This is a genomic window from Paraburkholderia sp. EG287B, from assembly GCF_040965595.1.
Classification (GTDB): domain Bacteria; phylum Pseudomonadota; class Gammaproteobacteria; order Burkholderiales; family Burkholderiaceae; genus Paraburkholderia.
This window is the reverse complement of sequence record NZ_JBFRCG010000026.1, coordinates 1-14,865: the sequence shown is the minus strand read 5'-3', so window position 1 is coordinate 14,865 and position 14,865 is coordinate 1. Positions and strand designations below refer to the sequence as shown.

Annotated in this window: 10 protein-coding genes; 5 read left to right on the top strand and 5 right to left on the bottom strand. The window is 68.0% G+C overall.

The genetic code is table 11. The annotated features are described in order from the left end of the window. Positions 1-46: 46 nt before the first annotated feature. The gene (locus AB4Y40_RS36040) at positions 47-727 is read left to right on the top strand and encodes a lysozyme inhibitor LprI family protein (RefSeq protein ID WP_368691984.1); all 681 of its coding nucleotides are present in this window, start codon (positions 47-49) and stop codon (positions 725-727) included. Positions 728-737: 10 nt separating this feature from the next. Here the strand turns inward: AB4Y40_RS36040 and AB4Y40_RS36035 are convergent, their stop codons facing one another. The 3 genes from AB4Y40_RS36035 to AB4Y40_RS36025 form a co-directional block, all read right to left on the bottom strand. Then, positions 738-1,667: a bestrophin family protein gene (locus tag AB4Y40_RS36035; RefSeq protein ID WP_368691925.1), complete on the bottom strand. Its 930-nt coding sequence runs from the start codon at positions 1,665-1,667 to the stop codon at positions 738-740. A 254-nt stretch (positions 1,668-1,921) separates the two neighbouring features. After that, positions 1,922-3,328: an argininosuccinate lyase gene (gene argH / locus AB4Y40_RS36030; protein ID WP_368691924.1), complete on the bottom strand. Its 1,407-nt coding sequence runs from the start codon at positions 3,326-3,328 to the stop codon at positions 1,922-1,924. A gap of 139 nt (positions 3,329-3,467) precedes the next feature. Then, positions 3,468-4,295 (bottom strand): helix-turn-helix transcriptional regulator, encoded by an 828-nt coding sequence (locus tag AB4Y40_RS36025; protein WP_368691923.1) that lies wholly within the window; start codon positions 4,293-4,295, stop codon positions 3,468-3,470. 200 nt (positions 4,296-4,495) lie between these two features. On the opposite strand from AB4Y40_RS36025, the gene AB4Y40_RS36020 reads away from it, so the two are divergent. After that, on the top strand, positions 4,496-5,260 hold the full coding sequence (locus AB4Y40_RS36020) for a methyltransferase domain-containing protein (protein ID WP_368691922.1): 765 nt from the start codon (positions 4,496-4,498) through the stop codon (positions 5,258-5,260). 81 nt (positions 5,261-5,341) lie between these two features. On the opposite strand, the gene ppc is transcribed toward AB4Y40_RS36020, so the two are convergent. After that, positions 5,342-8,434 (bottom strand): phosphoenolpyruvate carboxylase, encoded by a 3,093-nt coding sequence (gene ppc, locus AB4Y40_RS36015; RefSeq protein WP_368691921.1) that lies wholly within the window; start codon positions 8,432-8,434, stop codon positions 5,342-5,344. Positions 8,435-8,905: 471 nt separating this feature from the next. Between ppc and hemC the strand changes: the two genes are divergently transcribed. From hemC to AB4Y40_RS36000, 3 genes are read left to right on the top strand one after another with little or no spacing between them, the layout of a single operon-like run. Next, positions 8,906-9,958 (top strand): hydroxymethylbilane synthase, encoded by a 1,053-nt coding sequence (hemC, locus tag AB4Y40_RS36010; RefSeq protein ID WP_368691920.1) that lies wholly within the window; start codon positions 8,906-8,908, stop codon positions 9,956-9,958. Continuing rightward, the gene (hemDX, locus tag AB4Y40_RS36005; RefSeq protein ID WP_368691919.1) at positions 9,955-12,132 is read left to right on the top strand and encodes a fused uroporphyrinogen-III synthase HemD/membrane protein HemX; all 2,178 of its coding nucleotides are present in this window, start codon (positions 9,955-9,957) and stop codon (positions 12,130-12,132) included. The genes hemC and hemDX overlap by 4 nt, the downstream gene beginning before the upstream one ends. A 3-nt stretch (positions 12,133-12,135) precedes the next feature. Beyond that, on the top strand, positions 12,136-13,335 hold the full coding sequence (locus tag AB4Y40_RS36000) for a heme biosynthesis protein HemY (protein ID WP_368691918.1): 1,200 nt from the start codon (positions 12,136-12,138) through the stop codon (positions 13,333-13,335). 87 nt (positions 13,336-13,422) lie between these two features. Here AB4Y40_RS36000 and AB4Y40_RS35995 read toward each other — a convergent pair whose 3' ends face one another. Further along, positions 13,423-14,742 (bottom strand): MFS transporter, encoded by a 1,320-nt coding sequence (locus tag AB4Y40_RS35995; RefSeq protein WP_342920937.1) that lies wholly within the window; start codon positions 14,740-14,742, stop codon positions 13,423-13,425. Between the last annotated feature and the right edge of the window lie 123 nt (positions 14,743-14,865).

Sequence of the window (14,865 nt, the reverse complement as noted above, 5' to 3'; positions counted from 1 at the left end):
AATGTTGGGTGCTTCATCGGCGCGGCTAGCGCGTTACTTTGCGGCGATGGTGTCGGCGCTGTCGGCGATTTCGGCCGCCACGGCGCTGTTCGCCGTGGCGCCGGCGGCGCGCGCCGAGGTCGCGGCCGCCGATCCGATCGACACGGCCATGCGCACCTGTCTCGCGCGCGCGGACCGGTCGTCGACGGCCGGGCAGATCCAGTGCATGGACGACGCGCGCACCGCATGGCGCAAGGCCGCCGACAATGCGCTCACGCAACTGCTCGCGAAGCTGCCGGCCGCGCAGCAAAAGCGCTGGCAGCTGAGCCAGCAGAAGTGGGCGTCCTGGCGCGACGCCGAAGACACCATGCTCGGCGCCGCGTTCGCGACCACGAGCGGCAGCACCTACCAGCTCTACGAGGCGGACATGCGCCTGCAGCCGGTGCGCGAGCGCGCGCTCGCGCTGCGCAACCAGGCGGCGACGTACGACGGCGACGCGCCGAAGGTGCGCGCCTGCAGCGCCGACGCGCGTTGCGAGCACGTGAGCTACGACCTCAATCGCTACTACCGTCAGCTCTATGCGCGCATGCCGAAGCACGCGCGGCCTGCGGTCTCGCGCGCGCAAAGCGACTGGCGCGCGTATCGCGACGCGACCACGCCGCTCATCGACGAGCATGCGCGGCTCGATCTGCTAGGCGGGCGCCTCGCGACCCTGAAGCGCCTCGCCGAAACGGTGAACAACCACTGAGGCTGCGCTTTCAGTCGAGGATGAACTGCTCCGGCGCGCGCGCCGGCAGCGCAGTAGGCTCGCCCATCAGGTCGTGCAACGCGACCTCGATGCCGGCCGACATCAGGTTGAGCGCGAGGTCGTTGTCTTCGGTGCCGAACGGGTCTTCGAGCTGCGAGGCGATCGCCTCGTGGGCCATGAACGCGTAGGCCACGAACACGGCGAAGATCGGCGTCAGACCGCCGATGCTGTCGACGAGGCCGAACGGCAGCATCGCGCAGAAGAAGTACACCGTGCGATGAATCATCACCGTATAGGCGAACGGCAGCGGCGTGGAGACGATGCGCTCGCACCCGCCGATCACATCCGAAATGCCATTGAGATTGTGCTCGAACGCGAGCACCGCGTAGCCGTCGAGGCGGCCTTCGCGCGTCTCGCGCCGGACCCATTCCGAAGCGCACAGCATGAGCGTGGCCGGGCGGTAGCGCGACGCCATCACGCGCGCGAACAGCGCGGGCGGCAGGCGGGGTTCGAGATCGGCGCGCGGGTCGGTGTTGCGCAGTTGATGGCGCAGCGCATGCGGCAGCGCAGCGAGCAGACTCATGAGTTCGCGGGCGCGCTCGCGCGTGGCGGCTTCGTCGTCGCTGCGCGGCAGCGTGAGCGCCTGGCGTACCAGCGAGCGCGTTTCGTTGAGCATTTGCCCCCAGAGCTTGCGGCCTTCCCAGTAGCGGTCGTAGCTCGCGCTGTTGCGAAAGCCGAGAAACACCGCGAGCGCGATGCCGATCAGCGAGAACGGCACCGTGCTCAGGTTGACCGTGAGCTTGAGGATGTGATCGTGCGCGGCCACTGCGATGATCGACAGGACCAGCACGATGAACAGGCGCGGCAGAAGTTGCGGCAGCACGGAGCCGCGCCACGCGAGCAGCATGCGGAACCAGTGGAGGTGAGGGCGGACGATCATGGGGCAGGTGGTGGGAGCGAAGACGAAGCTTGACGGAGCAAGTCGTCAGTATGGCGCGGGATCGTAGGCCATGGCGCGCGACTGCCGGGCGCACACTTCCGCCATTTTGCTGCGGGTACAGCGCGCTGTCATGTGTGTCCTCGAGCGCCTGGTCGCCTTGTGCGCCGCCCAAAAACAAACCGGGCGCGCGACGTTGTCCGTCGCGCGCCCGGTTAGGCTTTGAGTGCGGGCGTTTTCCGCCCGCTATGCTGCGCTTACTTCAGTGCCGCGCGCGCCGCCGCGATGGCCGCACGCACCTGCTCGGGCGCGGTGCCGCCCGGATGGTTGCGCGCCGAGACCGAGCCTTCGAGCGTCAGCACTGCGAACACGTCTTCGGAGAGCAGGTGCGAGACGGCCGGCAGTTCGCGGCGCATCTCGTCGAGCGTGAGGTCGGCGAGATCGCAGTTGCGGTCCACGCAGATCCGCACCGCGTGCGCCACGGCTTCGTGCGCGTCGCGGAACGGCAGGCCCTTCTTGACGAGGTAGTCGGCCAGATCCGTGGCCGTGGAGAAGCCTTGCAGCGCCGCCGCGCGCATCGCCTGCTCCTTGACCGTGATGCCCGCGACCATTTCCGCGAAGATGCGCAGCGTGTCCGCCACGGTATCGACGGTGTCGAACAGCGGCTCCTTGTCTTCCTGGTTGTCCTTGTTGTAGGCGAGCGGCTGGCCCTTCATGAGCGTGAGGAGCGCCATGAGATGGCCGTTCACGCGGCCGGTCTTGCCGCGCGCGAGTTCCGGGACGTCCGGGTTCTTCTTCTGCGGCATGATCGACGAGCCCGTGCAGAAGCGGTCGGCCAGATCGATGAAGCCCACGCGCGGGCTCATCCACAGCACCAGTTCTTCCGAGAAGCGCGAAACGTGCGTCATCACGAGCGCGGCGGCGGCCGTGAATTCGATGGCGAAGTCGCGATCGGACACGGCATCGAGCGAGTTGGCGCAGATGCCGTCGAAGCCCAGCGTCTTCGCCACGGCGAAGCGGTCTACGGAAAAGCTCGTGCCCGCGAGCGCCGCCGCGCCGAGCGGCAGACGGTTCACGCGCTTGCGGCAGTCCACCATGCGCTCGGCGTCGCGCGTGAACATTTCCACGTAGGCGAGCAGGTGATGGCCGAAGGTGACCGGCTGCGCCACTTGCAGGTGCGTGAAGCCCGGCATGATCGTGCCCGAGTGCTGTTCAGCGAGGTCGAGCAGCGCGCCGCGCAGGTCGCCGAGCAGGCCGCCGATGCGGTCGATCTCGCCGCGCAGCCACAGGCGGATGTCGGTCGCGACCTGGTCGTTGCGCGAGCGGCCCGTGTGCAGGCGCTTGCCCGCGTCGCCGATCAGGGCAGTCAGACGCGCTTCGATGTTCAGGTGCACGTCTTCGAGGTCGAGCAGCCATTCGAATTCGCCGCGCTCGATCTCGTCCTTGATCTTCGCCATGCCGCCCTGGATGGCGGCCAGGTCGTCGGCCGAGATGATCTTCTGCGCGGCCAGCATCGACGCGTGCGCGAGCGAGCCCTCGATATCGACGAGCGCGAGACGCTTGTCGAAGAAGACCGACGACGTGTAGCGCTTGACCAGCTCCGACATGGGTTCGGAGAAGCGAGCCGACCAGGCTTCGCCTTTTTTGTGCAGTTGGGACGTCATGGTGATGGGGCGTGAACGAGCAAGCGGTGAGAAGGCGTGCCGCGCGGCGCATTGCGCTGCATTGCGTCAAGCACGGCGGGAAAGATCACGATTTTAACATTGGCGCTCTGCCGCAACGCCGCCAGGCGGCCCGCGCCACTTAGAGCCGCACCAGCACCACGAGCTTGAGATCTTCGCGGTGCGCGGGCTTGAAGGTGATCTGGTCGTAGGCGATGCGGCCGTGGCGCGGATGGTTGAACTCGCGCCGGCCGCCCTCGCGCTCGAACACGTCCTGCGAGGCCCAGAAGCGCGCGAAGTCGTCGCTCGCGGCGATCAGCGAGTCGATCAGCGCGCGCGTGGGCGCGTCGTTCAGGTGGCGGATGGAGTCGGCGCGGAACTCGGCGGCCAGCCGCCGCGCGCGCGTTTCCCAGTCGACGATCAGCTCGCGCCCGAGCGGCTCGGTGAACGTGAAGCGCAGCAGGTTGCGGTCGTGCTCGCCGTCGAGCCAGCCCGTGAAGAGGTCCGCCGCATGCGCATTCCAGGCGAGCGCGGTCCACTGGCGGTCGAGCACGTAGGCGGGGGCGTCCACGAGTTTCACCGTTTGCAGCAGCGTGGCGGGCGCGTCCGCGGCGGTGGCCGGATCGGGCTCGGCGGGGTCGCGCTGCGCGGCCAGCTCGAACAGATAGGCGCGTTCGGCGCGCGAGAGCCGCAGCGCGACGGCGATGCGCGCGAGCGCGTCCGCCGAGGCCGAAACGGGGCGGCCTTGCTCGATCCACGTGTACCAGGTCGGGCTCACGCCGCACAACTGCGCGACTTCTTCGCGGCGCAGGCCCGGCGTGCGGCGGCGCGGGCCCGGCGGCAGGCCGACCTCCGCCGGCGAAAGACGCTCGCGATGGGCGCGGATGAATTCGCCCAGCGCGCGGGCGGGCGTCGCGTCGAGGGTTTTGCCGGCGGCGGGCGAAGCCGGGGAGGGCGTGTCGAGGCTCATTGGGCGTGGGGCTAGTGGCAGCGATACCAGAATAATCGCTTAACTTGTACTGGTACAAAACGGCCTCTATTGTAGCGTCTGACGCGGCGACGGGCCGCCTCGTCAGCCAGCCCGGAGATTGCAGAACCCTCGGCGCGCGGCGCTTGCCGCTTCGCGCCCCACATAAAGCACCGCATAAGAACCCGCAATAGGAGCATGCGATGAAGCATCACGATCAGGTCGCCGACGCATTCGGCTCGACCGCCGCTGCCTATCTCACGAGCCAGGTCCACGCGAGCGGCGCGGATCTGGAGAACCTCGCCGCGACCTTCGCGGCCACCTGCGGCAATGCGACGGTGCTGGACATGGGCTGCGGCGCGGGCCACGCGAGCTTTGCCGTCGCGCCGCACGTGCGCGAAGTCGTGGCCTACGACATCGCCCCGCAGATGCTCGCCACGGTCGAAGCCGCCGCGAAGGAGCGTGGCTTGACGACCGTGCGCACGCAGCAGGGCGCGGCGGAAACGCTGCCGTTCGCCGACGCGAGCTTCAACTGGGCCGTGAGCCGCATGAGCGCGCACCACTGGCGCGACGTGCCGCAGGCGCTGGCCGAAGTGCACCGCGTGCTCAAGCCGGGCGGCCGGCTCAAGTTCATCGACATCTCGGGCATCGACGATCCGCTTTACGACACGCATATTCAGGCGATCGAACTGTTGCGCGATGCGTCGCACATTCGCGACTACCGCGCCGACGAGTGGCTCGCGATGCTCGACGCCGCCGGCTTCGACGCGAAGGTGAGCGAGCGCTGGCGCATCGCGCTCGACTTCGATACGTGGGTCGCGCGCATGCGCACGCCCCCGGAGCGCGTGACGGCGATCCGCTCGATGTGGGAGCGCGCGCCCGATGAAGTGCGCCAATATTTCGATGTGCAGAGCGATTCGTCGTTCAAGCTCGACGCCCTGATGATCGAGGCGACGCGGCGCGATTGACGCTCGCCTGAGGCAATAAAAAAAACGGCGTCGTGACCGCGAGGGCACGACGCCGTTTGCACATCAGCACAGTTTGAACGCTCAACCCGTATTGCGCAGCCCCGCCGCAATCCCGTTGATCGTCAGATGAATACCGCGCCGCACGCGCGGGCTCGGGTCGCCGGCGCGATAGCGCTTGATCAGCTCCACCTGCAAGTGATTCAACGGATCGAGATACGGGAAGCGGTTCTTGATCGAGCGCGCGAGCAGCGGGTTGTCGGCCAGGCGCTCGCTCGCGCCCGTGATCTCGCCGAGCACCTTCGTCGTGCGCTCCCATTCGGCCACGATGCGCTCGAACACGAGCTTGCGCAGCTTCTTGTCCGCGACGAGCTGCGCGTAGCGCGAGGCCACCGCGAGGTCGGTCTTCGCGAGCGTCATGTCCATGTTCGAGAGCAGGTTCGAGAAGAACGGCCAGGTCTTGTACATCTTCTTGAACATCGCAAGACGGCGCGCGCGCTCGGCGTCGCTGCCCGCATCGTCGAGATACGAGGCCACCGCGCTGCCGAAGCCGTACCAGCCCGTGAGCAGCAGGCGGCACTGGCCCCACGAGAAGCCCCACGGAATCGCGCGCAGATCGTCGATCTTGCGGTTCTTCGGGTCCTGCAGCTTGCGCGAGGCCGGGCGGCTGCCGATGTTCAGCTCGGCGATTTCCGTGATCGGCGTGGAGGCGAAGAAGTAGTCGGTGAAGCCGGGCGTCTCGTAGACGAGCGCGCGGTATGCGGCCATCGCGGCGTCGGAGAGCGATTGCATCGTCTCCTCGAACGCGGGCAGCTGGTCGGGCGCGTTGCCCGCCCCGCCCATCGGCAGCAGCGTCGCTTCGAGCGTCGCGGCGATCACCGTTTCGAGGTTGCGGCGGCCGATCTCCGGATTGCCGAACTTGCTCGCGATGACTTCACCCTGCTCGGTCAGACGGATCTGGCCTTCCACCGTGCCCGGCGGCTGCGAGAGGATCGCGTTGTAGGTCGGGCCGCCGCCGCGGCCCACCGTGCCGCCGCGGCCGTGGAACAGACGCAGCGTGATGCCGCGCTGCTTGTATAGCGCGACGAGCGCCAGTTCCGCGCGGTACAGCTCCCAGTTCGAGGTGAGGAAGCCGCCGTCCTTGTTGCTGTCCGAATAGCCGAGCATGATTTCCTGCTCGTTGCCCTGGTGCTCGACGATGCCGTCGAGGCCCGGCAGCGCGAGCAGGTCGCGCATGATGCCCGGCGCGTGGCGCAAGTCGGGAATCGTCTCGAACAGCGGGATCACCATCAGCGCGGCCTTCGCGGGGTCTTCCGCGTGGCCGAGGCGTCCGCTCATGAGGCCGGTTTCCTTCTGCAGCAGCATCACTTCGAGCAGGTCGGAAACCGTTTCGGTGTGCGAGATGATGTAGTTGCGCACCGCGCGCGCGCCGAACTTCTCGCGCGTCACGCGCGCCATTTCCAGCACGCCCAGCTCGCTCTTCACGAGCTCGGAATAGTCGAGGTACGGCGAGCGCAGCGTGCGCGGATCGGCGAGCTGCGCGAGCAGCACGATCTGCTTGTCTTCTTCGGAAAGCGCCGCGTAGTCGGCTTCGACGCCGGCGCGCGCGAGCAACTCCGTAATCACGGCTTCGTGGATGTCCGAGCTCTGGCGCAGGTCGATCGAGGCGAGATGGAAGCCGAACACGTCGACGGCGCGCATGAGCGGCGCAAGCCGCGTGGTGGCGAGCGACGCGCCGTGATGCTCGGCGAGCGAATCCATCAGGATATGCAGGTCGCGCGAGAACTCGTCCGCATCGGCATAGGGCTTGGCGCGCACGGGCGCGGCGTTGCGGCCCGCGCTGCGCACGGCCACTACGCCTTCGCCCAGACGCACGCGCGCACTCGCGGCGAGGCGCGTGTACACGCCGATCAGCGCGCGGCGATACGGCTCGTCCACGCGGTGCGGCGACTGATCGGGCGAGGCTTCGGCCAGCGCCTTCAGCTCCTCGCTTGCGCCCGCGAGCAGGTTCGACACCGAAAGCTCGGCGCCCAGGCGGTGCACTTCGTCGAGGTAATGTTGCAGGATCACCTGTGCCTGGCGCTCGCTCGCTTCTTCGAGCGTGGCGGCGGTGACGTTCGGGTTGCCGTCGCGGTCGCCGCCGATCCAGCTGCCCATCTGGAAGAAAGCGGGCAGGCGCGCCGAAAGGCCGTGTTCCTTCAGCTGCGTTTCGATCTCGCTGTAGAGCGCCGGGATCTCGGTGAGGAAGGTCGTGTGGTAATACGAAAGCGCGTTTTCGATTTCGTCGCCCACGGTCAGGCGCGAGTCGCGCAGCATGCGCGTTTGCCAGAGCGAGGTCACACGCGCGCGCAAGAGCGACTCGTTGTGCTCGAGTTCGCGCTGCGTGAGCGGCTGGTCGCGCTCGGCGAGCAGGCGCGCGATGTCGTGCTGCGAGTCGAGCGTGCTCTTGCGCTGCACTTCCGTGGGGTGCGCGGTGAGCACGGGGACGATCAGCGCGTCGTTGAAGAACTGCTGGAGCACCGGCGTCGCGGCCGCGCCCGCCAGCGCGAGACGTTCGAGCGAATGCGCGATGGTGCCCGCCTGCGGCGCCGAGCCCGCGAGGTCGTGAATACGGCGGCGGCGGTTGCGGTGGCGATCTTCAGCAATGTTCGCAAGATGCGAGAAGTAGCTGAACGCGCGCACGACCGTCACGGTCTGCTCGGGCGAGAGCGCGCGCAGCTGCTTGTCCAGCGCGAGCGCGTCGGCGTTGTCGTCCTCGCGGCGAAAGCGCACGGCGGTCTGACGAATGGTTTCCACGACGTCGAACACGGCGTCGCCTTCCTGCTCGCGCAGCACTTCGCCGAGCAGGCGGCCCAGATAGCGGATGTCTTCGAAGAGCGGCTGGTCCTTGTCGTCGCGCGCGCGGCCATTGCGCGGAGCGCCGGCGCTCGCTTTCGGAGCCTTCGCCGCCTGCGCGGCCTTCGTCGCTTTTTCGGCCTTCGGCGTCTTCGCCGCCTTGACAGCCTCGGCGGCCGGTTGGGTCGTCGTGGATTTCGTGGTCTTCGTGGTCTTCGTGGTCTTCGTGGTCTTCGTCGTTTTCGCCGGTTTCGTGGACGGCGTGGCCGATGCGGCCTTCGAAGTTGCGTTCTGCGATGCGGTGTTGCGGCGCTCTGCGCGCGCCGAGCCTGAAGACTTCACGATGTTTTCCTTGAGGCTTGCCAGGATATGGGCAGGTTAGTCGGAGAACTGCCAACTGCATGGCCGCGGCGCGTGCCGGGCCGTGTACTGCGGGTGCAACCTGGAGGGGGTGGAAGGTGCCACCCTGTGCGAGCCGTGCGGATAGGGCAGAGGCGGCGCGACTCGCCAATGGCGGTGCGCCGGGTGCAGGCCTTGCTGGAGAGTGCGCCGCTGCGAGGGCGAGCGCAAGCCGAAGCGGCGCCGCGGCTGTGGCCGGCGCCGCGCGGGCCGCGTATGTGCCAGCCGCATGCCAGACGCGCGCCAGTTTGCCTACGATGGGTACAGTAAGCGCCGCTGCACCGCCTGAGTCTCTTCCTTGCCGCCGCCCGCGCCTTGTCAGCCTGTCCCTGCGGGGAGGCGGTAAAAAGGGCGCGTGCTAACATTGCCTGTTATCCGATCCTGCTTTTCATCCCGTCATTCGATGTACTTGCCATGAACTCCGAGACGTTATCCGCGCCCATGCCCCGCACCCTGGTGATCGCTTCGCGGGAGAGCCGCCTCGCGATGTGGCAGGCCGAGCATGTGCAAGCTGCGCTGCACAAATTATATCCAGCCTGCGACGTGAAAATTGTTGGAATGACGACACGCGGCGATCAAATTCTCGACCGCACGCTCTCGAAGGTGGGCGGCAAGGGTCTTTTCGTGAAGGAGCTGGAGCAGGCGCTGGCTGAAGGCCGCGCCGATCTCGCCGTGCACTCGCTCAAGGACGTGCCGATGGATCTGCCCGAAGGCTTCACGCTCGCGGCCATCATGGAGCGCGAGGACCCGCGCGACGCGTTCGTCTCCAACGACTACGACTCGCTCGCCGCGTTGCCGGCGGGCAGCGTGGTGGGCACGTCGAGCCTGCGCCGCGAGTCGATGATCCGCGCGCGCTATCCGCATCTCGACGTCAAGCCGTTGCGCGGCAATCTCGACACGCGCCTCGCCAAGCTCGACCGCGGCGATTACGCGGCCATCATTCTCGCGGCTGCGGGCCTGAAGCGCCTTGGCCTCGGCGCGCGTATCCGCGCGCTCATCGAGCCCGAAGACAGCCTGCCGGCGGCGGGCCAGGGCGCGCTCGGCATCGAGATCCGCGCCGATCGCGCCGATATCGCCGCATGGCTCGCGCCGCTGCACGACGACGCCACCGCGAAGGCCGTCGAAGCCGAGCGCATGGTTTCGCGCGCACTGGGCGGCAGCTGCACGGTGCCGCTCGCGGCCTACGCGCAGTGGCACGACGGCAAGCTTGCGCTGCGCGGCACGATCGCCACGCCCGACGCGAGCCGCGTGCTCGCCGCGCAGGAGGCCAGCGCCGCGTCCACGGTCGACGAGGCCATGGCGCTCGGCCGCCGCGTTGCCGACGACCTCATCGCGCAGGGCGCGCTCGAGATCGTGCGCGCGCTCGCGGACGCGGCCCAGGCCGCCGATGGTCCGAATGTGGCGCCCGCCAGTGGCGCCGCCACCGACAACCCAACCGGCACGGGCGAAGGCCCGGCCTCCAGATGATGGCCGGCCCCAGGCACCCGTACGGCAACCCCAGCCAGCCCGACGACTGGGGCGGTCCGGGCGACGCCTCCGCCGGCGCGAAGCGCGCGTCGACGGCAAGCGGCGATAACAGCAACGGTGGCAATGGTGACAGTAAGCCATTCACCGTCGTGATTACCCGGCCGGCCGGTCAGTCGGATGGTCTCGCGGGGCAACTCGCGCAGCACGGCATGCGCACGCTCGACTTCCCGCTCATCGCCATTGCGCCCGTGACCGACGAAGCGCCGCTGCGCGCCGCGCTCGGCGCACTCGAACGCTATGCGCTCGTCGTGTTCGTTTCGCCGAACGCCGTCGATCGCGCGTTCGCCTGCTATGCCTCGGTCTCGTCGATCTGGCCGCCCGCGCTGCCCGTGGCCGTGGTCGGTCCGGCGAGCGTGGCCGCCCTGGAGCGGCACGGCGTGGCGGCACCCGACCATCGCGTGGTGAGCCCCGCGGGCGCGGGGGACGAAGAGCCCGCGCGTTTCGATTCGGAGTCGCTCTACGCGGCGCTCGAAAAGAGCTTCGGCGTGGACGCCTTCGCGGGCAAGTGCGTCCTGATCGTGCGCGGCGACGGCGGCCGCGAGTGGCTCGCCGAGCGTCTGCGCGAAGCGGGCGCCGAAGTCGAGACCGTGGCGGCCTACCGCCGCGTCGTGCCCGAGCCGCCCATCGCCGCCTGGACCCGGGTGCACGCGCTGCTCGAAGGCGCGCCGCACGCATGGCTCGTCACGAGCTCCGAGGGCGTGCGCAACCTCGACGAACTCGCGCGCGAGCACCTCACGGCGGGCGAGATCGTCGAGCTGCGTCATGCGCCGCTCGTCGCGCCGCACCCGCGGATCGCCGAGACGGCGCGCTCAGTGGGTTTTGATAGGATTACGGTGTCCGGCGCGGGCGACGAACGCATCGTCGAGACGCTGCTAGGCCTCGCTTCTTCCGTTGTTCAACCGGTTCAGAACACTCCGGCCCAGGCGCCGGCCAACCCACGCATGACAGATTCGAACAACTCAAGCAGCACAGCTAACCAGGGCGCCGTCGCGACGGGCGCGTCGGCATCGGGCAGCGCATCGGCGCGGCCTTCGTATGCGTCGTCGGGCGCGGGCTCTTCCGCGCCGCTGACGCCGCCGCCGGGCGCGGGCAACGGGCGGCGCGGCGCAGGCTCGGCGCTGCTGTGGCTCGTCCTGGTACTGGTCGCGGCGGGCTCGGGCGCAGGCGGCTATTTCCTCAATCGCAAGGTCGACAACCTCGGCATGCAGGCCATTCAACGCCAGCAGGCGAGCGAGCAGCAGACCGCCGCGCTGCGTGCGCGCGCCGACCAGGCCGTTGCGGGCGCACAGCAGATCGACAAGCAGATCGCCCAGCTCGAAGGCAAGATCGCCGACGCGCAGAATTCGCAGCAGGCGCTCGCGCAGCAATACGCCGATCTGTCGAAGAGCCGCGACGACTGGACGCTCGCCGAAGTCGGCCAGATGCTGTCGAGCGCGAGCGAACAGCTCCAGCTCACGGGCAACACGCAGCTCGCGCTGTTCGCGCTGCAAAGCGCCGACACGCGCCTCGCCGCCTCGGACAACGCGCAGGCCATCGCCGTGCGCAAGGCGATCGCGCAGGACATCGACAAGCTCAAGGCCGCGCCGTCGACGGACCTCACGGGTCTCGCCATCAAGCTCGACACCGCGCTCGGCCAGATCGACGCGCTGCCGCTTTCGGGCGAGGCGATCGTCGCGCATACGAAGCCCGAGGCTGCGCAGCCCGCCGATATCGCCCAGGTCGCCGCGGCGACCAACCAGCCGAAATGGAAGGTGTGGATCGACACCTTCGTCGACGGCGTGGGCAAGCAGATCGCGAGCCTCGTGCAGGTGCGCCGCATCGACAACGCGGACGCCATGCTGGTGTCGCCCGATCAAGGCTATTTCGTGCGTGAGAACCTGAAGCTGCGTCTGCTTTCGGCCCGCCTCTCGCTGCTCTCGCGCAACCAGGACACGCTCAAGTCCGACCTCGCGGCCGCCGACGCCACGCTCGCACGTTATTTCGACGGCGCGTCGAAAGATACGCAAACCGTGCGCGGGCTGCTCAAGGAAGTGAACGACGGCTCGGCCGCCGTTGCGCTGCCCACGCTCGACACGAGCCTGAAGGCGATCCAGCAATACCGGAGCCGGGGGTAAGACATGGCGATCCGTGGACTCCTCTGGCTCGCGCTTCTCTTCGCGATCGCCGTCGCGCTCGCGACTGTCGGGCGCTTCGACACCGGGCAGGTGCTGCTCGTCTATCCGCCGTATCGCGTGGACGTCTCGCTCAACCTGTTCGTGGTCGGCATCGTGGTGGCGTTCCTGCTGCTGTACGCGATCCTGCGATTCGCGCGCAACATCGTGACGATGCCGCGCCGCGTGGCCGCCTACCGCGCGCGCATGCGCGCCGAGAAGGCGCACTCCGCACTGCGCGACGCCGTGGGCAATCTCTACGCGGGCCGCTTCTCGCGCGCCGAGAAAGCCGCGCGCGATTCGCTCGCCGACGCGAAGAACACGAGCGCCGCGGGCCTGATCGCCGCGACGGCCGCGCATCGTCTGCATGAATACGCGCGCCGCGACGAATGGCTCACCCAGGTCGACGACCCCGACCTCCAGGAAGCGCGCCTCATGGCGACCGCCGACATGCGCGCCGACGGCCGCGACGCCGATGGCGCGCTCGCCGCGCTCACCGAAATGCGCACGCAGGGCGGCCGCCGCATCCACGCGCAACAGATCGCACTGCGCGCGCAGCAGCAGCTCAAGAACTGGAGCGAAGTGCTCAAGCTCGTGAAGACGCTGGAAAAGCGCGAGGCGTTGCACCCGGCCGTGGCCGTGCGCCTGCGCCAGCTCGCGGCGGAAAATCTGCTGCGCGACCGTCGTCACAACGCCGATGCGCTGCTCGAGCTGTGGCAGTCGCTCTCGAACGTCGAGCGTCACTCGCCGCGTCTCGCCGACTGCGCCGCCGAACTGCTGATCGCGCTCGATCGCCAGGCCGACGCACGCAAGATCGTCGAGGAAGCGCTCTCGCAGAACTGGGACGCGCGTTTGCTGCGCCGCTATCCGGACACGGCGGGCAGCGACGCGCTGCCGCTCATCCAGAAGGCCGAGGCGTGGCGCAAGGAACGTCCCGAGGACGGCGACCTGCTGTTCGCGCTGGGCCGCCTGTGCCTGAAGCAGCAACTGTGGGGCAAGGCGCAGTCGTTCCTCGAAGCCGCGCTCAAGTCCGCCGACGCCACGCAGAACGAGCCGCTCAAGATCCGCTCGCATCGCGCGCTCGCGCGCCTGCACGAGCAACTTGGCGACGGCGAGAAGGCGGCTTCGCACTACCGCGAAAGCGCACTGTCGATGAACGTGGTGTAAAGCAGCCCGCCACGAATCCGAAGCCGCAACGAAAACGGCCGCCTGCAAAACAGGCGGCCGTTTGTTTTGGCTGAAGCCGTAATGCGGTTACCGGTTCACGAGCTTTGCCGGCGCCGAAAGCGCGAGCAGACCGCCCAGGATCATGAACGCCGCGAGCATGTACATGCCTGAGTCGTTGGCCTTGGTGGCCTCTTTGAGCCAGCCCACCGCATACGGGCTCAGGAAGCCCGCGAGGTTGCCGATCGAGTTGATGAGCGCGATGCCGGCCGCCGCGCCCGTGCCCGCGAGCCAGGCCGTGGGCAGGCTCCAGAACAGCGGCAGCGTGGTGAGAATGCCCATCGTCGCGATGGTGAGCGCCGTCATGGCGAGCGTCGTGTCGTGCGCCCACGTGACCGACAGCACGAGGCCGAGCGCGCCGATGGCGGCCGGCACGGCGATGTGCCAGCGGCGCTCGCGCGTGCGGTCGGCGCTCTTCGCTACCAGCACCATGCCGACCACGGCCGCGGCGAACGGAATCGCCGAAAGCAGGCCGATCGTGAGCGCGTCTTTCACGCCCGTCGCCTTGATGATGGTGGGCAGCCAGAAGCTCACGCCGTAGAGGCCCATCACGAACGAGAAGTAGGTGAGGCTCATCACTAGTACGCGTGCGCTCGTGAGCACGGTCATGATCGGCGGGTCTTCCTTGGTCGCGTCTTCGGCGGCGATGTTGCGCTCGAGCAGTGCGCGCTCTTCTTCCGTGAGCCACTTCGCTCGGCCGATACGGTCGTCGAGCACGAAGAACACCAGCACGCCGACGATCACCGAAGGCAGCCCTTCGAGCAGGAACAGCCACTGCCAGCCTTGCCAGCCGTTCGCGCCGTCGAAGGACTTGAGAATCCAGCCCGACACCGGACCGCCGATCACGCCCGACAGTGCGATGGCCGTCATGAACCACGTGGTCATGCGCCCGCGGCGGTGCGCCGGATACCAGTAGGTGAGATAGAGGATGATGCCGGGGAAGAAGCCCGCCTCGCACAGGCCGAGCAGAAAGCGCATCACGTAGAACATGGTGGGCGTGGTGACGAACATCGTCAGGATGGAGACGAGGCCCCACGTGACCATGATGCGCGCGATCCACACGCGTGCGCCCACGCGATGCAGGATGATATTGCTTGGCACTTCGAACAGAAAGTAGCCGACGAAGAAAATGCCCGCGCCGAAGCCATAGACCGCATCGGAGAGATTGAGCGCCGAACTCATCTGCAGCTTGGCGAAGCCCACGTTGACGCGGTCCAGATACGCGACCACGTAACACAGCATGAGAAGCGGAATGAGGCGCCACGCGACTTTGCGGTATGTGGCTTCTTCGAAGGCGGAGGGCGGGGCGCCCGCTCCCGCTTGCGGCAGATGATTCGCTGGACTGGCCATGGTGTCTTATATGGACGCCTCCCGGTTTGCCAGGTGATATTCGATGTGTGACTGATAGGACGAGGCTGCAGACTTATATCCGGCCTGTGGTGCGGATCAAGATGATCCGCTGGCCCTGATGGA